The sequence below is a fragment of the Brevundimonas olei genome (assembly GCF_037055245.1).
Lineage (GTDB): Bacteria > Pseudomonadota > Alphaproteobacteria > Caulobacterales > Caulobacteraceae > Brevundimonas > Brevundimonas olei.
Genome location: NZ_CP146369.1, coordinates 1,605,120 through 1,624,095 on the forward strand (window position 1 = coordinate 1,605,120; position 18,976 = coordinate 1,624,095).

Sequence of the window (18,976 nt, forward strand, 5' to 3'; positions counted from 1 at the left end):
ATCCCGCATGAATCAAAACGACAGTCGCCTCATGACCCAGACTCCTGGCCGCATTCTCGGGGTCAGCGCCCTGGCCCTGACCTTCGCCGCCGGACTGGCGCAACCGGCCCTGGCCCAGGCCGAGACGGCTCCTGCGCCGACGGCCGCCGCCCAGACGCCGCAGGTGCAGATGGCGCAGCCGGAAGCCGAGCGCGCCCTGGTCAACCGCATCCTGGTGCGGGGCAATCAACGCATCGATCAGACGACGGTGCTGTCCTATCTGCCGATCCAGCCTGGCGACACCATCGACGCCGTGACCATCGACGTGGCGGTTCGCACCCTGTCGCGCACGGGCCTGTTCGCGGATGTGCAGATCGGCCTTCAGGCCAATGGCGACCTGATCGTCGAGATCGCTGAGAACCCGATCATCAACCAGGTGACCTTCGAGGGTAACAAGGCTCTGGCCGAGAAGAAGCTGCGCGATGAAGTGACCATTCGTCCGCGCGGCATCTACACCCGCGCGCGGGTTCAGGAAGACGTCGGCAAGATCGTCGAGCTGTATCGTCTGTCCGGCCGCATCTCGGCGACGGTGACGCCCAAGCTGGTCCAGCTGGAGCAGAACCGCGTCGACGTGGTGTTCGAGATCGATGAAGGGCCCGAAACCGGCATCGCCGCCGTCACCTTCCTGGGCAACACCGCGTTTTCGGACAGCGACCTGCGTCAGGTCATGGTCACCAAGCAGTCGGCCTGGTGGCGTCTGTTCAGCTCGAACGACAACTATGATCCGAACCGGATCGACTACGATCGCGAGCAGCTGCGGAAATTCTACACCAACCGCGGCTATTACGACTTCCGCATCCTGTCCTCCGTGGCCGAGCTGAAGCCGGACAACAGCGCCTTCGGCCTGACCGTCACGGTGGATGAGGGCGATCGCTACAACTTCGGCGAGATCAAGGTCGTCACCGAGAACGACCGTCTGAACGCCGACTTCCTGCAGATGCTGCTGCCGATCCGCTCGGGCGACCTCTACGAGAGCGACCGCATCCAGGCGGCGGTCGACACCCTGACCTTCGCCGCCGGTTCGGCCGGCTACGCCTTCGTCGAGATCAACCCGACCTATCGCGCCGATCCCGAGACCGACACCGTCAACGTCACCTTCAACGTCCGCGAAGGTCAGCGCGTCTACATCGACCGCATCAATGTGGTTGGCAACACCCGCACCCTGGACACGGTCATCCGCCGCGAGTTGATGGTGGGCGAGGGCGACGCCTTCAACCGCTCCCTGGTCGAGCGTTCGCGCAACAACCTGCGCGCCCTGGGTTTCTTCAAGGACGTCAAGATCGAGGAGACGCGCGGCAGCGCGCCGGACCGTTCGGTCGTCAACGTCACCGTGGAAGAGCAGCCCACCGGCGAACTGTCGGTCGGGGCGGGTTTCAGCTCGGTCGACTCCTTCGTGCTGAACCTGGGCATCACCGAGCGCAACTTCCGCGGTCGCGGCCAGAACGTCGTGGCGCGCGCCGAGTGGGGCTCGCTGCGTCAGCAGATCGACTTCCGCTTCACCGAGCCGAAATTCCTGGGACGCGACGTGCGGGCGGGCTTCGACCTGTTCCACATGCGCTACGACCTGAGCAAATACTCGTCGTATGACTATCGCTCGACCGGGGGCGGGGTGCGCATCACCTATCCGCTGAACGGCTACGCCTCCTTCAGCACCCGCTACTTCCTGAAGAGCGACGAAGTCGTCATTCCGTTCGGCTATTGCGGCGGCGTGGGCGCCGGTTCGTCGGCGCTGTGCGACCAGGCGGGCTCCTACATCAACTCCTCGGCGGGCTACACCCTGCTGGTGAACCGCCTGAACGACCCGGTGCGGCCGACGCGCGGCTGGACCGCGTCGCTGCGTCAGGACTTCGCCGGCATCGGCGGCGACGTGAACTACATCAAGACCGAGGCCGACGCTTCCTGGTACTATGGCATCCGCCCCAACTGGGTGGTCAGCGTTCAGGGCCAGACCGGCTATGTCAGCGGCTGGAACGGCGACCCGATCCGCATCAACGACCGCTTCTTCAAGGGCGGCAACACCTTCCGCGGCTTCGAGACGGCGGGCATGGGCGCGCGCGACCTGACCACGACCGACGCCCTGGGCGGCAACTTCTACGCCATCGGCACGGTTGAACTGACGGTGCCGAACTATCTGCCCGACGAGTACGGCATCAAGACCTCGCTGTTCGCGGACTTCGGCACCATCGGCAAGCTGGACGATCGCTATCTGGTCGACCCGGCGACGGGGCTGCGTAACCCCAACATCGTCGATGAGCTGTCGCTGCGCGCGGCCGCCGGCGTCAGCATCCACTGGCGCTCGCCGATGGGGCCGATCCGTTTCGACCTGTCCAAGGTTCTGAATCGCGAAGACTACGACAAGACCGAGACCTTCCGCTTCTCGACTTCCACCCAATTCTAACCGCGGTCTGACCGCCGCCACCAAGGCCTAGATTATGAAACTCATCGCTATCGGCGCCTTCGCCCTCGCTTCGCTGACCGCTTCGGCCGCCCTGGCCCAATCGCAAGGTCCGGCCAACCCCGGCCCTGCCATCCCCGGCGTCTGCGTCTATTTCAACCAGCGCGTTCTGGCTCAATCGACCGCCGGTCAGGCCGTCCAGACCCGCATGGAGCAATTGGCGCAGGAAGTTCAGGGCGAACTCCAGCCCTACGCCACCGCCATCCAGACCGAGGCCCAGGCCCTGCAGCAGGGCCAGGCGACCATCCCGGCCGACCAGATGAACCAGCGCCGTCAGGCCCTGCAGACCCGCATCCAGGAAGCCCAGCAACTGGAAGGCACGCGCGACAACGAGCTGCGCTACACCCTGGCGGAACAGCGCCGCAAGATCTCGGAGGCTATCGAGCCCCTGCTGGTCGCCGTCTATCAGGAGAAGGGCTGCGGCATCATGATCGACCGCGAGAGCGTCTTCATCATGAACCCGGCCATGGACGTGACGGATATCGTCATCCAGCGCCTGAACGCCCAACTGCCGACCCTGAGCTTCAACCGCATGCCGGTTCCGGCCCAGCCGCAATCCTAAGGCGGGCCATGCCCGATCCGAGGTTCTTCCAGACCCTGTCGTCCCTGACGGTCGCCGCCCTCGCCGAGCACATCGGCGGGGAGGCGGTCCGGGGCGGCGAGGTCGTCATCTCGGCCGTCGCGCCCCTGTCCAGTGCGGACCGGGGCGCGATTGCGTTTCTGGGCGACCGCAAGTTCGCCGCCGCCTTGGCGCAGACGAAGGCGGGATGCGTGATCGTGCCGCCGTCGGCGCTTGATGCGGCGCCGGCTGACGCCGCCGTCATCGTATCAAACGAGGCTCAGGCCGCCTGGGCGCGGGCGTCGGCCCTGCTGCACCGACCGATCCGTCTGGATCGCGCCATCACCGCCGCCGAGGCCGCTGAGGACGACACCGTGGTGGTCGAGCCTGGCGTCATCCTGGGCGAGGGCGTCCGCATCGGACGCGGCAGCCGCATCGGCGCCAACACCGTCATCGGGCCCGGCGTCCAGATCGGCCGCGACTGCCTGATCAGCCCGGGCGTCACCGTGGGCTTCGCCCTGCTGGGCGACCGGGTGAAGCTTCTGGCGGGCGCGCGGATCGGCGAGGCGGGCTTCGGCGCCGCCGGATCGAAGGCCGGACCGGTGGACATTCCCCAACTGGGCCGCGTCATCCTGCAGGACGGGGTGACGGTCGGGGCCAACTCCTGCATCGACCGAGGCGCCTATAACGACACCGTCATCGGCGAGAACACCAAGATCGATAATCTGGTCATGATCGGCCACAACTGTGTTATCGGCCGCAACAACCTGATGGCGGCGCACACCGGCATCTCGGGTTCGGTGACCAGCGGCGACAACTGCATCTTCGGCGGCCGGGCGGGCGTGGGCGACCATATCACCATCGGCGAGGGCGCGCGCGTCGCGGCCGGCGGCGGCGTCCTGGCCGACATTCCGCCGGGCGAGACCTGGTCCGGCTATCCCGCCAAGCCCATCCGCCAGTTCTTGCGCGAGACGGTCTGGCTGTCCAAACAGGCGTCCCAGAAGAAGGGCGCGAAGGAATCGAAAGAATGAGCGAAGACAACAACATCGACTACGCCGAGGTGATGCGTCGCCTGCCGCACCGCTATCCCTTCCTGCTGGTCGACAAGGCACAGGACTTCGTGGCGGCGACCTCGATCGTCGGCATCAAGAACGTCACCCATAACGAGCCCTTCTTCCCCGGCCACTTCCCGATCGACCCGGTCATGCCGGGCGTGCTGATCGTCGAGGCCATGGCCCAGACGGGCGCCCTGCTGATGTCCAAGTCGCTGGACGTGGCGGTGGCCGACAAGGTCATCATGTTCATGTCGATCGACGGCGTGCGCTTCCGCAAGCCCGCGCGTCCGGGCGATCAGCTGCGCATGGAGGTCAAGGTGATCAAGGCGCGCGGCGACGCCTACAAGTTCCGCGGCGAGACCTTCATCGACGGCAAACTGGCCGCCGAGGCCGAGTTCATGGCCATGGTCGTCACCGTGGCGGAGCCAGCTCAGTGACCATCCACCCGACCGCCGTCGTCGACGCCTCGGCGACCGTGGCGGACGGGGTCGAGATCGGCCCGTTCTGCACCGTGGGGCCGGGCGTGGCGCTGGCCTCCGGCGTGCGTCTGGTCAGTCATGTGGTGATCCAGCAGGACGCCAGCATCGGCGCCAACACGACGATCCATCCCTTCGCCGTCATCGGCGGCGATCCGCAGCACGGCGGCTACAAGGGCGAGCCGGTGCGGCTGGAGATCGGCGAGAACAACCTGATCCGCGAATACTGCACCTTCAACCGGGGCACGTCGCAGGGATCGGGCGTCACCCGCATCGGCTCGAACAACCTGTTCATGACCGGCGCCCACGTGGGCCACGACTGCGTGGTCGGCGACAGCGTCACCATGGCCAACAACGCCACGCTGGGCGGTCACGTCCATGTCGGCGACAGGGTGTTCCTCGGCGGCCTGTGCGCCATCCACCAGAACGGCCGAGTGGGGCAGGGCGCCATCGTCGGCGGTCTGGCCGCCGTGACGCGCGACGTCATCCCCTACGGTTCTGTCTGGGGCAACCACGCCAGCCTGCACGGCCTCAACCTGATCGGGTTGAAGCGCAAGGGCTACGGCAAGGACGCGGTGCGCCGCCTGCTGGCCGCCTATCGCGACCTGTTCGAGGGGGAAGGCGTTTTCGCCGAGCGTCTGGATCGGGTCGAGGCGAACTACGCCGACCTGCCCGAGATCATGGAGATCACCGCCTTCATTCGTGACGGCGGCAAGCGCCCGCTGTGCCTGCCGAGCGCGGAATGATCGAGGCCCCCAAGCTGGCCCTGATCGCGGGTTCGGGCGATCTGCCTATCCGCGTCGCCCAGCGCTGCGAGGCGGAGGGGCGCGAGGTCTTCATCATTCGCCTGAAGGGCTTCGCCGACGCCCACCTGCACCGCTGGCCGGGACAGGACTTCAGCATGGCCGAGATCGGCAAGATCGTGAAGGCCATGCGCGCCGAGGGCTGCCGCGCGGTCTGTCTGGCGGGCTACGTCAATCGACCGGACTTCAAGACGCTGAAGCCCGATCTGAAGGGCGCGTCCCTGCTGCCGGGCATCATCGCGGCCGCGTCCAAGGGCGACGACGCCCTGCTACGCAAGATCCTGTCGGTGTTCGAGGATGAAGGCTTCGCCGTCGAGGGCGCGGACGATCTTCTGGGCGGCGAGATGCTGGCGGCGGGCGCGCTGGGCCGTGTGGCGCCGACGGCGGAGCAATTGGCGGACCTGAAGAAGGCGCTGCACGTCGCTGAAAAATCAGGTGAACTGGACATTGGTCAGGGCGCGGTCGTCTGCGACGGACTGGTGCTGGCGGTCGAGGCGCAGGAAGGCACGGACGAGATGCTGCGGCGCGTGGCTGGCCTGCCCGCCGATCTGCGCGGCTCGCCGGGCTTTGCGCGCGGCGCGCTGGGCAAGGCGCCCAAGCCGATACAGGATCTGCGCGTCGACATGCCCGTTATCGGACCGACGACGGTCGAACTGGCCGCCGCTGCGGGCCTGGCCGGGATCGGCGGGTTCGAGGGACGGCTGATCGTCATCGACCACGAAGGTCTGGTCGAGGCGGCCGACCGTCTGGGCCTGTTCGTCTGGGGAGTCGAGAGATGAGCCGTCCGTTGAAGGTCATGCTGGTGGCGGCCGAGGCGTCGGGCGATGCGCTGGGCGCCGGGCTGGCCCGGTCGCTGAAGGCGCGGCTGGGCAAGGACGTGGTCTTCGTGGGCGTCGGCGGTCCGAAGATGGCGGCCGAGGGAGTCGCCAGTCCCTTCGATATTGCTGAACTGTCGATCCTGGGCTGGATCGAGGGCCTTAAGGCCTATGGCCGGGTCAAGAAACGGGTGGTCGAGACGGCGGCGCTGGCGGCGGCGGAAAAGCCGGACGCCGTGGTGCTGATCGACAGCTGGGGCTTCACCATCCGCGTGGCTCAGGCGATCCGCGCCGCCTCGCCGAAGACGCCGCTGATCAAATACGTCGGGCCGCAGGTCTGGGCCTCGCGGCCGGGCAGGGCGAAGACGCTGGCGGGGGCGGTGGATCACCTGCTGGCCCTCTATGCGCTGGACGCGCCGTGGTTCGAGAAGGCGGGCCTGCCGACGACGGTCGTGGGTTCGCAAGCGCTGCACGTCGACATGGCGGGGGCCGACGGCGCCCGCTTTCGCGCGGCGCGAGGCATAGCGGCGGATGCGCCGCTGCTGCTGGTCCTGCCGGGCAGCCGCCCCAGCGAGATCACGCGCATGACGCCTGTCTATGAGCAGGCGGTGAAGCAGTTGAAGGCGAAGATTCCGGGGCTGGAGGTCGCTGTCGTCGCGGCGGGCACGGTAGCCGCCGACGTGGCGGGGCGGGTCGCCGCTTGGCCCTTCCGCGCCCATGTGGTGCAGGAGGCCGACAAGTACGACGCCATGAAGGCCGCAAACGCCGCCCTGGCCACCAGCGGCACGGTCTCCACCGAACTGGCGTTGGCGGGGGCGCCGATGGTCATCGCCTATAAGATCGACGGGCTGAGCTATGTGCTGATGAAACGGCTGGTGACGGCCAAGCACATCACCTTATTCAACATCGCCGCCGACGAGGCCATCGCGCCGGAGTTCATCCAGCACGAAGCGACGCCGCAGGCGCTGGCCAAGGCGGTCGGGCGGCTGCTGACCGATCCCGAGGCGGCGGCCGATCAGGCGCGTCGCCAGACCGAGGCGCTGGACCTGATGGGACGCGGCGGGCCGGACCCGTCGGAACTGGCGGCGGACGCCGTGCTGCGGGTGATTGCGGCGAAGGCGGGCTGATTACCTCACACCCGCTCATCCCGGCGGACGCCGGGACCCAGTAAGAACCTCGCCCGCAGTTTTTGGCCAATTGTGCGGGCGTTACCGTGGTTGAGCCCGTGACCGTGGCCAAAGCACTGGGTCCCGGCGTCCGCCGGGATGAGCGGGGTTAGGCCAGCAAGGCTCGCGTCGCGGCTTCCACATCCGCCTGACGCATCAGGCTTTCGCCGACCAGCAGGGCGCGGGCGCCCGCATCCGCCACTCGCGCTACGTCCTGGGGCGTGAACAGGCCGCTTTCGGCGACTAGCAGCGCGCCGTCGGGGCTCAGCGCCGCCAGTTGCTCCGTCGTCGCCAGATCGACCTCGAAGGTCCGCAGCGAGCGGTTGTTGACGCCGATCAGGGCGTCGTCGCGGCCTTGAACCAGCTTGGCGGCGCGGGCCATCTCGTCCGCGTCGTGCGTCTCGATCAGGGCGTCCATGCCCCAGCGGGTCGTCTCGGCCAGCAGGTCTGCGGCCAGGGCGTCGTCCACCATGTCCATGATGATCAGGATGCAGTCGGCGCCCAGCGCCCGGCTCTCGGCCACCTGCCACGCATCGACCAGGAAGTCCTTGCGCAGGCAGGGCAGGGCGACGGCCGCACGCGCGGCGGTCAGATAGGCGTCGTCGCCCTGGAAGCTTGGCCCGTCGGTCAGCACGGACAGGCAGGACGCGCCGCCGCGCTCATAGGCCTGGGCCAGAACGGGCGGGTCGAAATCGGCGCGGATCAGGCCCTTGGACGGGCTGGCCTTCTTGATCTCGGCGATCAGAGCCGGTTGGCCGGTCTCGGAGAAACGGCGGGCCAGGACGGCGCGGAAGCCGCGCGGGGGCGAGGCCTCGCGGGCGCGCGCCTCGATCGCGTCCTGCGATACGGCGGCCTTGCGGGCGGCGACATCCTCGCGCTTGTAGGCGGCGATGCGGTCCAGAACGTCGCTCATCAGGCGTCCTCGTCTTCGATCGGCGCGTGGGAGACGCGCACCAGTTCAGCCAGGGCGGCGGCGGCGTGACCGTCGTCGATAACGGCGGCGGCCAGTTCAGCGCCCGATTTCAAGTCTTCGACCCGCTCGGCCACCACCAGGGCGGCGGCTGCGTTCAGCAGGACGATGTCGCGGTAGGGTCCGCGCTCGCCCGCCAGCAGGGCGGTCAGGGCCGCCGCATTATGCTCGGCGTCGCCGCCGCGCAGATCGTCCAGCGTCGCCAGCGGCAGTCCGGCGTCGGCGGGCGTGACGGTGAAGCGGCGCACGGCGCCGTCCTTCCATTCGGCCACATCGGTCGGGCCTGTGGTGGTCAGTTCGTCCAGACCCTGGCCGTTGACGGTCCAGGCTCGCTTGGCGCCCAGTCGGCCCAGAACCTCGGCCAGAGGCTCCAGCAGGGCGAGGTCATATACGCCCATGACCTGATGCGTCGCGCCTGCCGGATTGCACAGCGGCCCCAACAGGTTGAACACGGTGCGGAAGCCGATCTCGCCGCGCACCGGCCCGACGTGGCGCATGGCGCCGTGATAGGTCGGCGCGAACAGGAAGGCGATGCCCGCCTGGTCCAGCGCGCGCGCCTGCTGGGCAGGCGTGGCGTCCAGATTGACGCCCAGCGCAGCCAGAACGTCGGACGAGCCGGACTTGGAACTGATGGCGCGGTTGCCGTGCTTGGCGACCTTCAGCCCGGCGCCCGCCAGAACGAAGGCGGCCGCCGTCGAGACGTTGTAGGTGTGCTGGCCGTCGCCGCCGGTGCCGCAGGTGTCGATCACCTGATCGAACGGGTGCTCCAGCGACAGGGCGGCCTCGCGCATGGCGCTGGCGAAGGCGACGATCTCGTCCACCGTCTCGCCCCGGATGCGCAGGGCGGTGACGGCGGCGGCGACCTGTGACGGGGTCGGCTCGCCGCGCAGACAGGCGGCGAAGAAGCTCTTGGCCTCATCCAGGTTCAGCACCTGTCCGTCGACCAGCTTGGCCAGCAGGGGCTTTATGCTGTCCATCAGACGTTCGCCAATCTCTTGACGCCCGCCAGATCGAGGAAGTTGGCGATCATCTCATGGCCGTGCTGGGTGGCGATGGATTCGGGGTGGAACTGGACGCCGTGGATCGGCCGCGTGCGGTGCGACAGGCCCATGATCTCGCCGTCCTCGGTCCAGGCGGTGACCTCCAGCACATCAGGCAGGGTCTCGCGGCGCACGGCCAGCGAATGATAGCGCGTCGCCGTGAAGGGCGAGGGCAGGCTGCCGAACACGCCGCGCCCTTCATGCAGGATAGGCGAGGTCTTGCCGTGCATCAGGGTCTTGGCGCGCACCACCTCGCCGCCGAAGGCCTGGCCGATCGACTGGTGGCCCAGGCAGACGCCGAGGATGGGCATGGTCTCGGCGGCCGTCTCGATCAGCGACAGGCAGATGCCCGCCTGGTCGGGCGCGCAGGGGCCGGGCGACAGCAGAACGGCCTCGGGCTGCAAGGCCCAGGCTTCCTCGACCGTCAGGTCGTCGTTGCGGACGACGTGCGTCTGCGCGCCCAGCTCCGCGAGATAGTGGACGAGGTTGTAGGTGAAGCTGTCGTAGTTATCGACGACGAGGATCATGGCGAAGGCTTCTTGAGAACGGGGAGGCAGGGCGGCCCAAACATGGAAGGCAAGCGGGCCGATTGAAAGCGGACGTTAAGCTGTCCGGGCGATAGAGGGGCATCGCCATCGGAAGAAATCCGTCTTGACCCCTGTAGAATGCATCCGTGACGCCCGCGCCTTGTTGAACGAGGCGCCGAGCGAACAGCCCAAACCGCTGCGCCTGCTGGCGGCGGCCGCCTTCGCCGCGACGACGGCGGTTCTTTTGGCCGGGACCATGGTCGTGGGCCCAGGCATATCATTTGACCAGGCTGCCATGGTTTCCAATCCCTAGCCGTCGGAACCCTGGCCGCGCGTGGTCGCGGTGAATCGCCAAGCTTCGCCGGCGGCCTTCATCGGCGCCCGGGCCTTGGCCAGGGTTTCAGCGTATTCGGCAGCGGGATCGCTGTCGGCGACGACGCCGGCGCCGGCCTGAACGAAGATCTGGCCCTTCGCGAACATGGCGGTGCGCAGGACGATGCAGATGTCCGCCTCGCCATTGGCCGAGATGTAGCCGACGCCGCCGCCGTAGCCGACGCCTCGCTTTTCGGTCTCAAGCTCGTCGATGACCTCCATCGCCCGCACCTTGGGCGCGCCCGACAGGGTGCCGGCGGGCAGGGCGGCCAGAAGCGTGTCCACCGCGTCCAGCTTGGGATCGGCCGAGCCGTTGACGTTGGAGACGATGTGCATGACCTGGCTGTAGCGCTCGACCACAAAGCTTTCCGTGACCTCGACCGATCCGGGCGTCGAGACGCGGCCCACGTCGTTGCGGCCCAGGTCCAGCAGCATCAGATGCTCGGCCCGTTCCTTGGGATCGGCCAGAAGTTCGACCTCCAGCGCCTTGTCCTGGTCGGGCGTGGCGCCGCGTGGACGGGTGCCCGCCAACGGGCGGATGGTGACGCGCCCGTCCTTCAGCCGGACCAAGATTTCCGGGCTGGAGCCTGCCAGTTGGAAATCCACATAGTCGAGGAAGAACAGATAGGGCGACGGGTTGCCGCGCCGCAGCGAGCGATAGAAGGCGAACGGATCCTGGCTCCACGGGGCCGAGAAGCGGTGCGCCAGCACGACCTGGAAGATGTCGCCCGCGGCGATGTAGTCCTTGGCTCGCGCCACCATGCGACCGAAGGCGGCCTCATCGACGGGGGAGTGGAAGTCGGGCGCGGGAACCGGCTCGACCTCGCGCTGGATCGGCAGGGGGCCGCGCAGGCGGTCCTCGAAATCCTCCAACCGGGCCTCGGCGGCGGCGTAGGCTTGGCTCGGATCGGCCGCCGTGTCGGGATAGGCGGCGGAGATCAGGACGATCTCGTGCTTCACCGAATCGAAGATGGCGACCAGGGCCGGACGCGCCATGACGGCGTCGGACAGGTCCAGAGGGTCGGGGTTGGCCGGACCCAGCGGCTCCAGCAGACGCACCATATCATAGCCGAAGACGCCGAACAGACCGGCGGCCATCGGGGGCAGGTCGGCGGGCAACTCGAACTTCGTCGCCGCGATCAGGGCGCGCAGGGACTCCAGCGCGGGCCTGTCGTCCGGGGTGAAGACGTCGGCCAGGACGTCGGCGCCGCGCGCAATCTCCGCCTTGCCGTCGCGACAGCGCCAGACCACGTCCGGCGACAGGGTGACGAAGGAATAGCGGCCGTTGACGGCGCCGCCTTCGACCGACTCGAACAGGCTGGCGTAGCGCCGCCCGTGCCCGACCTTAAGGAAGGCCGAGACGGGGGTCTCCAGGTCATCAACCAGGCGGCGGACCAAAACCTGAGGGCGGCCCGCCGACAGATCGGCGATGAAGGCGTCGCGTTCTTGCAGCATTACTTCTTGGCGGGAGCAGGCGCCGTAGCCGGAGCCGCCGCGACCGGAGTCTCGACGCCCAGAGCTTGCAGGGCGGCGGCCGGGTCGTTGCGCGACCTGGTGCGTGCTGCGGCGGCGGCGATGGTGCGGTCGGCCAGGGTGTTGGCCAGCTCTTCGGTCAGACGCGGGCGAGCCTGCTCGGCCAGCGGTGCGGCCAGGGCCGGATCGGCGGCGTGGATGGCGTCGACGCGGCCGACCACGAAGGCGGTCTGCGACTGGGCGTCGGAGAAGACCTGACCCTTGCTCTGGCCGAACAGGCCGCGCAGCACGCCGTCGCCGACCTGGGCCTGCGACTCGCGGCTCTGCTGCACGCCGGTGCGGACGGTCAGCTGGGCGCCGGCCTCGGCGGCCACCTTGGCGATTTCCTCGCCGGCGCGGACGCGGCCGGCCAGTTGTTCGGCCTTGGCCGACAGCAGGCGGGCGTTTTCACGCAGGGTCCACTGCTGACCCAGCGGGCCGCGCACTTCTTCCAGCGTGGGCAGGGCCGAGGGGCGGATGTCGTCGAGGCGGACGGCGAAATACTGACCGTCTCCGGCGTCGATGACGTCGCTCTCGCCGCCCTTGGACAGGGCGTAGGCGCTTTCCAGAACCTGACGCGGGGCGTTCATCGGCTGGCCGTCGGGCAGTTGGCCCTGCTGGGTGAAGGGCGGCAGCTGGATGACGCGGGCCTTGGCGGCCGCGGCGGCGTCGGCCAGGTTCTTGCCTTCCTGGCGGGCCTTCTCGAACTGCTCGACCTTGGCGTAGGTCGCGGCCTTGACCGCTTCGGCTTGCAGCTCCTGGGTCAGGGCGGGGCGGGCGCTTTCCAGCGTCACGGCCTGACCGGCCTGGATGGCGGCCAGCTTGGCGACGGTGAAGCCCAGGCGGCCCTGGATCGGCGCCGAGACCTGGTCGACAGCCAGGCCGAACACGGCGGCGCCGACCGCGGGGTCGCCAACGGCGGCCTGCGGCGTGGCCTTGTAGTCGCCCAGCTGGATGTTGTTGGCCTTGGCGACCTCAGCCGGGTTCTTGCCGGCGCGCAGGTCAGCGGCGATCTTGTCGGCGGCTTCCTTGGTCGGAACCGTCAGGGTGACGAAGGTGCGCTTTTCCGGGTCGGCCAGGGCGGCCTTGCGGAACTCATAACGCTCGTTGATCTGCTCTTCGGTGACGGTCGGGCGAGGATCGTTCGGGCCGGGCGTGAACAGCACCAGGGAGATCATGCGGAACTCGGGGCTGCGCAGGCGCGCCTCGTTCTCCTTCATGAAGGCGGTCAGCTGGGCGTCGGTCGGCGCGCCCGCGCGGCCGGCCATGTCCTGAGTCACCGAGAACCAGCGGCCGTCGCGGGTTTCCAGCGCCTGACCCGCCAGCAGGGCGGCGTAGACGCGCGGGGCCTGCAGGCCAGCGAAGACGGCCGAGCCGACGTGCGAGGTGACGTACTGGTCGCGCAGGTCCTGCTCGAGCATTTCGGAGGTCAGGTTCTGCTGGGCCAGGGCCTGAACGTAGAGGTCTTGGTCGAACTGGCCCGTGATCTGGTTGAAGAAGGCCGGAATCTTGCGGATCTCGGCCAGCACCAGCTCCTTGCCCGGACGGATGCCCGCCTTATAGGCCCAGTCCAGGAAGCCGAGACGTTGGGTCTGGCTGTCGAGATACTGCTGATGCAGGTTCTCCTTGACCATGTCGTCATAGCTGACGGGGCGGCCGGCCTGCTCCTGCAGATTGGCGCGCACGCGCTCGAAGTCGGCGCGGAACTGGTTGGAATCGACGCTGCGGTCGCCGGCGCTGATGATATGGCGCGGCCCCAGGTTGGCGAAGATGTCGGATTGCGCGCCGACGATCAGGAAGCTGAGGATGATCAGGGCGAACAGGCCGGCGGCCCATTTCGACTTGGCGAAGTTGCGGAAGAGCGTGATCATCTAAGAAGAACCTGACGAGGGCCGGCGTCGAAAGGGCGCCAAGGGTCGCGTATAGGGGGTGCGGGGCCGCCGCCGCAAGTGAGGCTTGACGACATCTTGGCTTCCGCGACCGTCGCCACTAGACAGGCCGCATGAAACAATCTGTGAAGCTGGTCGCCGGCAACTGGAAAATGAACGGCCTGGGCGAGAGCCTGGCCGAGGCTGAAACCCTCGCAAAGGCGCTGAAGGAACAGGCTGCGGCCTGCCGCGTCGCCCTGTGTCCGCCCGCCACCCTGATCGCTCGGATGGCCCAGACGCTGAAGGGCGGCGTCGTCGAAATCGGCGGGCAGGACTGCCACGCCAAGGCGTCGGGCGCCTATACCGGCTCGGTCTCGGCCGGGATGGTCCGCGATGCGGGCGCCGGCCTGGTGATTCTCGGCCACTCCGAGCGTCGCGCCGGTTTCGGGGAGACCGACGCCGACGTCGCCGCCAAGGTCGAGGCCGCCCTGGCTGCCGGGCTGGAGCCGATCATCTGCATTGGCGAGACGCTTCAGGAACGCGAAGCCGGGCAGGCGGTCGAGGTCGTCAGCCGTCAGGTCGCCGGTTCGCTGCCGGTCTCGCTGGCGGGCAAGGCTTTCGCCGTGGCCTATGAGCCCGTCTGGGCCATCGGCACCGGCCTGACGCCGACGCTGGAGCAGATCGAAGAGGTCCACGCCGCCGTGCGCGCGGCCATGATCGCCAGGCTGGGGGAGGGCGGCCGCGCCGCGCCGATCCTGTACGGCGGCTCGGTCAAGCCGTCGAACGCGGCCGAGATCCTGGCCGTGGCCGAGGTCGGCGGCGCCCTGGTCGGCGGCGCCTCGCTGAAGGCCGAAGACTTCCTGGGCATCATCCGCGCGGTTTGACCGCCTGACAGTTTGCTCGAAACCCGCAACGGTGTTAGAGGCGGCCGCTTGATCGGCGCGTTTCTGCGCCCACATGAATGACGCCATGCTCCAGACCATTCTGCTCGTCGCGATGATCATCATCTCGGTCGCCTTGTCGGCCGTGATCCTGCTGCAACGTTCCGAGGGCGGCGCCCTGGGCATGGGCGGCGGTCCTTCGGGCTTCATGACGGCGCGCGGCGCGGGCAATCTGCTGACCCGCACCACGTCATTCCTGGCGGTGGCCTTCTTCGTCTGCGCCATCGGTCTGACGATCGCGGGCAACTATGCGCGCGGGTCGCGGTCGGTGATCGACGCTGACGCCGTCGGCTCGATCGCGCTGGACCAGCCGCAAGAAACGGCTCCGGCCGCTCCGGAAGCCGCGCCGGCGACCCCGGCCGCTCCGGCCGCGCCGTCGCTGGACGATCTGGAAGCCAGCCTGCCGGCCGGCCAGGGCGCGCCCGCCCAGTAAGGGCGTCGCCGCCCGAGTTTGGGGAAGCGCGCCGCGAGGCGCGCTTTCTTCTTTTGATCAACAGTTGGATTCGTTCAGGGCCTCTCCGCTCCGGACGAATCATGGAGTAAGGTGTCCGCCCATGGCTCGCTATGTGTTCATCACCGGCGGCGTGGTTTCCTCTCTTGGAAAAGGCCTCGCTTCCGCCGCTCTCGGCGCTCTTCTGCAGGCGCGCGGCTACAAGGTCCGCCTGCGTAAGCTGGACCCTTATCTCAACGTCGATCCGGGCACGATGAGCCCCTATCAGCACGGCGAGGTCTTCGTGACCGACGACGGCGCCGAGACGGACCTCGACCTGGGCCACTATGAGCGCTTCACCGGCGTCTCGGCGGCCAAGTCGGACAACATCACGACCGGCCGCATCTATCAGACGATCATCGAGAAGGAGCGTCGCGGCGACTATCTGGGCGCGACCGTCCAGGTGATCCCGCACGTCACCGACCAGATCAAGCAGTTCTGCCTCAACCCGGCCAAGACCGATGCGGGCGAGGATGTGGACTTCGTCCTGGTCGAAATCGGCGGCACCGTCGGCGACATCGAGGGCCTGCCCTTCTTCGAGGCGATCCGCCAGCTGGAGCAGGACCTGCCGCGGGGCCAGTCGTGCTTCGTCCATCTGACTCTGCTGCCCTTCATCAAGACCGCCGGCGAGATGAAGACCAAGCCGACGCAGCACTCGGTCAAGGAGCTGCGCTCCATCGGCATCCAGCCCGATATCCTGCTGTGCCGGTGCGAGGCGCCGATCCCGGCCGACGAGAAGCGCAAGATCGCCCAGTTCTGCAACGTCCGCCCCGACAGCGTTATTCAGGCGATGGACTCGGCCGACATCTACGCCGTGCCGCTGGATTATCACCGCGAGGGTCTGGACACCCAGGTGCTGGCCCACTTCGGCCTGGATGATGCGCCGGCGCCGGAGTTGTCCGGCTGGAACGAGATCGTGCGTCGTCGCCTGCATCCGGACGGCGAGGTCACCATCGCCGTGGTCGGCAAATACACTGTGCTGAAGGACGCCTATAAGTCATTGATCGAGGCGCTGCAGCACGGCGGCGTCGCCAACAACGCCAAGGTCAATATCGACTGGGTCGAGGCCGACACCTTCGAAGGCGACCCGCAGGCCTGCGCCGAACGTCTGGAAGGCGCCCACGCCATCCTCGTGCCCGGCGGCTTCGGCGAGCGTGGGGCGGAGGGCAAGATCGAGGCGGCGCGCTACGCCCGCGAGCGCAAGATTCCCTATTTCGGAATCTGCTTCGGCATGCAGATGGCGGTGATCGAGGCGGCGCGAAACCTGGCGGGCTTCCCCAAGGCGACCTCGACCGAGTTCGGCCCGGCGGATGAACCCGTGGTCGGCCTGATGACCGAGTGGGTCCAGGGCAATGAGCGCGTCAAGCGCGAGCATGGCGGCGATCTGGGCGGCACCATGCGTCTGGGCGCCTACGCCTCGACCCTGGCGCCGGGCTCCAAGATCGCCGAGATCTATGGTCAGACCGACATCAACGAACGCCACCGACACCGCTATGAGGTGAACATCAACTACCGCGAGGCGGTGGAGCAGAAGGGCGGGCTGTTCTTCGCCGGCATGTCGCCGGACGGCGTCCTGCCGGAAACGGTCGAGCGCCGGGACCACCCCTGGTTCATCGGCGTCCAGTACCACCCGGAATACCGCAGCCGCCCCTTCGCCCCGCATCCGCTGTTCGCCAGCTTCATCGCGGCGGCCCTGGTGCAGAGCCGGCTGGTCTGATCACGAATCCTTGTTGGGGCGTTCGCCTAACCGTGTGTCATCATGTTGTTAACCTTTTGGGCGACGCAGATGGCAGGCGAGATTCTCTACTTTCTGCACCGGCATTTCCGCCTGGTGTTTCTGGTCGGCGCGACGGTCGGCGTGATGACGCTTGGCCTGATCTTTCGCAGCCTTCTGCGCCTTCTGTTCAGCGCTTAGACCTTCAGGGGCGCGGCAGGACGAACTGATCGGGCGTCAAGGCGGAGCGAGAGAAGGCGGCCGCCCTCACCGCGCCGTTGAAGTAGTTGACCCGATTGAACCGACATCCGATCGAGGACGCTCCGGGGCCCTGTGGCTTGAAGGCCAGCGGCGCCTCGCCTTCCAGTCGGCCGTTGACGTAGCTGCGGTAGGTCGCGCCGTCGAAGGTTTGAGCGACGTGAGCCCAGGCGCCGACGGGGTGCAATTTGTCCGGGAAGATCAAGGTGTGATTGTAGCCGGGCCCCTTGGTGAAGGCGTCCAGGCACCATTGCTCGCCGAAGACCCTGATTTCAAACAGAAAGCGGGTGCCGGGCCAGTCGGGTCCGGCGTCAGGAGGCGGGGTTTCCTGAAGGTGGAACCAGCGCTGCTCATGCGCCCCGCCGTCGGGGCGAAACAGGGCTTCGAAGGTGAAGCGCGACGCCCCGGCCAGGGGATGGTTCTCGATGAAAAGAGCGTCGTCGACGCCGTCGAAGGACGCGGCCTGACCCCAGGGCGAATCCGTCAGGCGGGGGCCGCCCTCCGCCTTGACGGCGTGTCCGCCGATCTCGTCCAGCCGGTCGAAGGTCCAAAGATCAGCAGGCGAGCGGAGCGTCGCGCGACCCGGAGAGGAGGCGCACGCCGCCGTGGTCAGGGCCAGACCGCCCATCAGCGTCAGACGACGGGTCGGCAAGAAGGGCGCGCGCATTTCGGAACTCCTATGACACCGGTGGCCATTCTGTTCGCTCTACCGGACCGGAAGGGCGTCGACGCGATCCTGACGGCCGCACCGGCGCGGTCAAGATCGATTCGGCTGTGATGGGCGACTCAGAGGTCGTCTGCGGGAGCGCTCGCGCGGAAACGGGTTTGCTGGAACCGCTTAGGCGGCGGCGGAAGCGACCGCCTCAGCGTTGGTGACCCGGTTGCGACCCGTCCGCTTGGAGGCGTAGAGGGCCTCGTCGGCGCGCTCCAGGAACTGGGACGCCGCTTCGCCGGAGCGGCGCAGCGCGAAGCCGACGGAAATGGTCACGGCGCCCAGGTCGTCGTTGGTCGAACGGCGGCGCAGGCTGCGTGAAGCGATCTCTTCGCGGGCGGCGTTCAGCGCGGCCTCGATCGCGCCCGCCGTCTCGCGCGGGAAGATGACGGCGAATTCTTCGCCGCCATAGCGGGCGGCGATGCGCGGCGCCCGCGCGATACGGCCCAGGACGCTGGCCACATAGCGCAGCACCTGATCGCCGGTCTGATGGCCCCAGGTGTCGTTGAACCGCTTGAAGTGGTCGATGTCGATCAGGGCCAGTCCGATCGGGGTCGCGTCGCTCTCGGCCTCGTCGCACATGCGCTGCAGTTGTTCGTCGAACGCCTTGCGGTTGGCCAAGTTGGTCAGGGCGTCGGTCATGGCGTCGCGACGGACCTGCTCCAGGTGGTCGCGCAGCTTGACGACCTCGCGATTGGAAGATTCCAGACGACGTTCCAGCGCCGAAGTATGACGACGGATTCGCCGCGTGGCGTCGCTGAGCGAGGAGACGATGACGCCCAGGCTGTCGGTGTCGGGCGCCGAGGCCATGCGGTCGGCCGCCTGGGCCAGGGTGTCGCCATAGTCGGCCTGGCTCTCGCGCGCCTTGTCGATGGCTGCGGCCACCGCCGCCAGTTCGCGGTTCAGGACGACGCCGGCGTCACGAATCTCTTCCGAGAGGCGGCTACGCGGCAGGAACTCGGCTGCCAGCATCTCGGCCGTGGTGTCGGTGAACGGCGCGCCGCTGGACAGCAGGCGCGCCATTTCCTGGCTCAGCGGGCTGTCAGGCGCGCTGAGGTAGTGCAGCCAGAGTTCGAAATTCAACGGCGTCGGCCAGACCGCCGCCGCCTGCATGGCGTCCACCGCCCGGCGCGCCAGGGCATAGGCTTCCGGACTGCGGACCGTGGTGTCGACCTGAGTGGCCATGCCTTGAGCGCCCCTGGGA

General features: G+C 68.0%; 19 protein-coding genes. 12 read left to right on the forward strand and 7 right to left on the reverse strand.

Going from position 1 to position 18,976, the window contains the following annotated elements; all coding sequences use genetic code 11:
• Positions 1-31 precede the first annotated feature (31 nt).
• The 7 genes from bamA to lpxB are packed head-to-tail and all read left to right on the forward strand — an operon-like array spanning position 32 to position 7,329.
• Entirely contained in the window at positions 32-2,437 is a 2,406-nt protein-coding gene (bamA, locus tag V8J38_RS07640) for an outer membrane protein assembly factor BamA (RefSeq protein ID WP_291774608.1), read from the forward strand.
• 34 nt (positions 2,438-2,471) lie between these two features.
• Complete coding sequence (locus tag V8J38_RS07645) at positions 2,472-3,056, forward strand: OmpH family outer membrane protein (protein WP_291774611.1); 585 nt, start codon at positions 2,472-2,474, stop codon at positions 3,054-3,056.
• 8 nt (positions 3,057-3,064) lie between these two features.
• A complete protein-coding gene (lpxD, locus tag V8J38_RS07650) occupies positions 3,065-4,084 on the forward strand; it encodes a UDP-3-O-(3-hydroxymyristoyl)glucosamine N-acyltransferase (RefSeq protein WP_291774614.1) in 1,020 nt (339 codons plus the stop codon).
• Positions 4,081-4,545 carry a 3-hydroxyacyl-ACP dehydratase FabZ gene (gene fabZ, locus V8J38_RS07655; RefSeq protein ID WP_046653574.1) on the forward strand — a complete coding sequence of 155 codons (465 nt, stop codon included), beginning with the start codon at positions 4,081-4,083 and terminating at the stop codon, positions 4,543-4,545. Before lpxD ends, fabZ begins: the two co-directional genes overlap by 4 nt.
• A complete protein-coding gene (gene lpxA, locus V8J38_RS07660) occupies positions 4,542-5,330 on the forward strand; it encodes an acyl-ACP--UDP-N-acetylglucosamine O-acyltransferase (protein ID WP_338578519.1) in 789 nt (262 codons plus the stop codon). Before fabZ ends, lpxA begins: the two co-directional genes overlap by 4 nt.
• Positions 5,327-6,166, forward strand: a complete 840-nt coding sequence (gene lpxI / locus V8J38_RS07665) for a UDP-2,3-diacylglucosamine diphosphatase (protein WP_291774622.1) — start codon at positions 5,327-5,329, stop codon at positions 6,164-6,166. The genes lpxA and lpxI overlap by 4 nt, the downstream gene beginning before the upstream one ends.
• Entirely contained in the window at positions 6,163-7,329 is a 1,167-nt protein-coding gene (gene lpxB, locus V8J38_RS07670) for a lipid-A-disaccharide synthase (RefSeq protein ID WP_338578520.1), read from the forward strand. Before lpxI ends, lpxB begins: the two co-directional genes overlap by 4 nt.
• Before the next feature lie 148 nt (positions 7,330-7,477).
• Here the strand turns inward: lpxB and trpC are convergent, their stop codons facing one another.
• Genes trpC through V8J38_RS07685 form a run of 3 tightly spaced genes read right to left on the reverse strand, consistent with a single transcriptional unit; the run spans position 7,478 to position 9,905 of the window.
• On the reverse strand, positions 7,478-8,281 hold the full coding sequence (gene trpC, locus V8J38_RS07675; RefSeq protein WP_338578521.1) for an indole-3-glycerol phosphate synthase TrpC: 804 nt from the start codon (positions 8,279-8,281) through the stop codon (positions 7,478-7,480).
• Positions 8,281-9,318, reverse strand: a complete 1,038-nt coding sequence (gene trpD / locus V8J38_RS07680; RefSeq protein WP_338578607.1) for an anthranilate phosphoribosyltransferase — start codon at positions 9,316-9,318, stop codon at positions 8,281-8,283. Before trpD ends, trpC begins: the two co-directional genes overlap by 1 nt.
• Positions 9,315-9,905, reverse strand: coding sequence for an aminodeoxychorismate/anthranilate synthase component II (locus V8J38_RS07685; protein ID WP_338578522.1), 591 nt, complete (start codon positions 9,903-9,905; stop codon positions 9,315-9,317). The genes trpD and V8J38_RS07685 overlap by 4 nt, the downstream gene beginning before the upstream one ends.
• 124 nt (positions 9,906-10,029) lie before the next feature.
• Between V8J38_RS07685 and V8J38_RS07690 the strand changes: the two genes are divergently transcribed.
• Positions 10,030-10,218 carry a hypothetical protein gene (locus V8J38_RS07690; RefSeq protein ID WP_312218114.1) on the forward strand — a complete coding sequence of 63 codons (189 nt, stop codon included), beginning with the start codon at positions 10,030-10,032 and terminating at the stop codon, positions 10,216-10,218.
• Here the strand turns inward: V8J38_RS07690 and trpE are convergent.
• Together trpE and V8J38_RS07700 are read right to left on the reverse strand one after the other, a co-directional pair.
• Positions 10,215-11,732, reverse strand: a complete 1,518-nt coding sequence (gene trpE, locus V8J38_RS07695) for an anthranilate synthase component I (RefSeq protein ID WP_338578523.1) — start codon at positions 11,730-11,732, stop codon at positions 10,215-10,217. The two genes, V8J38_RS07690 and trpE, sit on opposite strands and share 4 nt — an antisense overlap.
• A complete protein-coding gene (locus tag V8J38_RS07700; RefSeq protein ID WP_338578524.1) occupies positions 11,732-13,660 on the reverse strand; it encodes a peptidylprolyl isomerase in 1,929 nt (642 codons plus the stop codon). Before V8J38_RS07700 ends, trpE begins: the two co-directional genes overlap by 1 nt.
• Positions 13,661-13,791: 131 nt before the next feature.
• On the opposite strand from V8J38_RS07700, the gene tpiA reads away from it, so the two are divergent.
• The 4 genes from tpiA to V8J38_RS07720 all read left to right on the forward strand — a co-directional run bounded on the left by tpiA (position 13,792) and on the right by V8J38_RS07720 (position 17,003).
• Positions 13,792-14,541 (forward strand): triose-phosphate isomerase, encoded by a 750-nt coding sequence (tpiA, locus tag V8J38_RS07705; RefSeq protein WP_338578525.1) that lies wholly within the window; start codon positions 13,792-13,794, stop codon positions 14,539-14,541.
• A gap of 85 nt (positions 14,542-14,626) precedes the next feature.
• On the forward strand, positions 14,627-15,031 hold the full coding sequence (gene secG / locus V8J38_RS07710) for a preprotein translocase subunit SecG (protein WP_312218110.1): 405 nt from the start codon (positions 14,627-14,629) through the stop codon (positions 15,029-15,031).
• A 121-nt stretch (positions 15,032-15,152) separates the two neighbouring features.
• Positions 15,153-16,805 carry a CTP synthase gene (locus V8J38_RS07715; RefSeq protein WP_338578526.1) on the forward strand — a complete coding sequence of 551 codons (1,653 nt, stop codon included), beginning with the start codon at positions 15,153-15,155 and terminating at the stop codon, positions 16,803-16,805.
• Positions 16,806-16,874: 69 nt separating this feature from the next.
• Positions 16,875-17,003 carry a hypothetical protein gene (locus V8J38_RS07720; RefSeq protein WP_291774648.1) on the forward strand — a complete coding sequence of 43 codons (129 nt, stop codon included), beginning with the start codon at positions 16,875-16,877 and terminating at the stop codon, positions 17,001-17,003.
• A gap of 4 nt (positions 17,004-17,007) precedes the next feature.
• Here V8J38_RS07720 and V8J38_RS07725 read toward each other — a convergent pair whose 3' ends face one another.
• Positions 17,008-17,727, reverse strand: coding sequence for a LamG domain-containing protein (locus V8J38_RS07725; protein ID WP_338578527.1), 720 nt, complete (start codon positions 17,725-17,727; stop codon positions 17,008-17,010).
• Between the two features lie 171 nt (positions 17,728-17,898).
• Positions 17,899-18,957, reverse strand: a complete 1,059-nt coding sequence (locus V8J38_RS07730) for a GGDEF domain-containing protein (protein ID WP_312218106.1) — start codon at positions 18,955-18,957, stop codon at positions 17,899-17,901.
• Between the last annotated feature and the right edge of the window lie 19 nt (positions 18,958-18,976).

Bases quoted from the DNA above. Each gene is read 5' to 3' on its own strand.
- V8J38_RS07720 (WP_291774648.1), top strand. From the start codon at position 16,875: ATGGCAGGCGAGATTCTCTACTTTCTGCACCGGCATTTCCGCCTGGTG.
- V8J38_RS07730 (WP_312218106.1), bottom strand. From the start codon at position 18,957: ATGGCCACTCAGGTCGACACCACGGTCCGCAGTCCGGAAGCCTATGCC.
- trpC (WP_338578521.1), bottom strand. From the start codon at position 8,281: ATGAGCGACGTTCTGGACCGCATCGCCGCCTACAAGCGCGAGGATGTC.
- secG (WP_312218110.1), top strand. From the start codon at position 14,627: ATGCTCCAGACCATTCTGCTCGTCGCGATGATCATCATCTCGGTCGCC.
- trpE (WP_338578523.1), bottom strand. From the start codon at position 11,732: ATGCTGCAAGAACGCGACGCCTTCATCGCCGATCTGTCGGCGGGCCGC.
- lpxI (WP_291774622.1), top strand. From the start codon at position 5,327: ATGATCGAGGCCCCCAAGCTGGCCCTGATCGCGGGTTCGGGCGATCTG.
- fabZ (WP_046653574.1), top strand. From the start codon at position 4,081: ATGAGCGAAGACAACAACATCGACTACGCCGAGGTGATGCGTCGCCTG.
- V8J38_RS07715 (WP_338578526.1), top strand. From the start codon at position 15,153: ATGGCTCGCTATGTGTTCATCACCGGCGGCGTGGTTTCCTCTCTTGGA.
- lpxD (WP_291774614.1), top strand. From the start codon at position 3,065: ATGCCCGATCCGAGGTTCTTCCAGACCCTGTCGTCCCTGACGGTCGCC.
- lpxB (WP_338578520.1), top strand. From the start codon at position 6,163: ATGAGCCGTCCGTTGAAGGTCATGCTGGTGGCGGCCGAGGCGTCGGGC.
- tpiA (WP_338578525.1), top strand. From the start codon at position 13,792: ATGAAACAATCTGTGAAGCTGGTCGCCGGCAACTGGAAAATGAACGGC.
- V8J38_RS07645 (WP_291774611.1), top strand. From the start codon at position 2,472: ATGAAACTCATCGCTATCGGCGCCTTCGCCCTCGCTTCGCTGACCGCT.
- V8J38_RS07725 (WP_338578527.1), bottom strand. From the start codon at position 17,727: ATGCGCGCGCCCTTCTTGCCGACCCGTCGTCTGACGCTGATGGGCGGT.
- V8J38_RS07700 (WP_338578524.1), bottom strand. From the start codon at position 13,660: ATGATCACGCTCTTCCGCAACTTCGCCAAGTCGAAATGGGCCGCCGGC.
- V8J38_RS07685 (WP_338578522.1), bottom strand. From the start codon at position 9,905: ATGATCCTCGTCGTCGATAACTACGACAGCTTCACCTACAACCTCGTC.
- bamA (WP_291774608.1), top strand. From the start codon at position 32: ATGACCCAGACTCCTGGCCGCATTCTCGGGGTCAGCGCCCTGGCCCTG.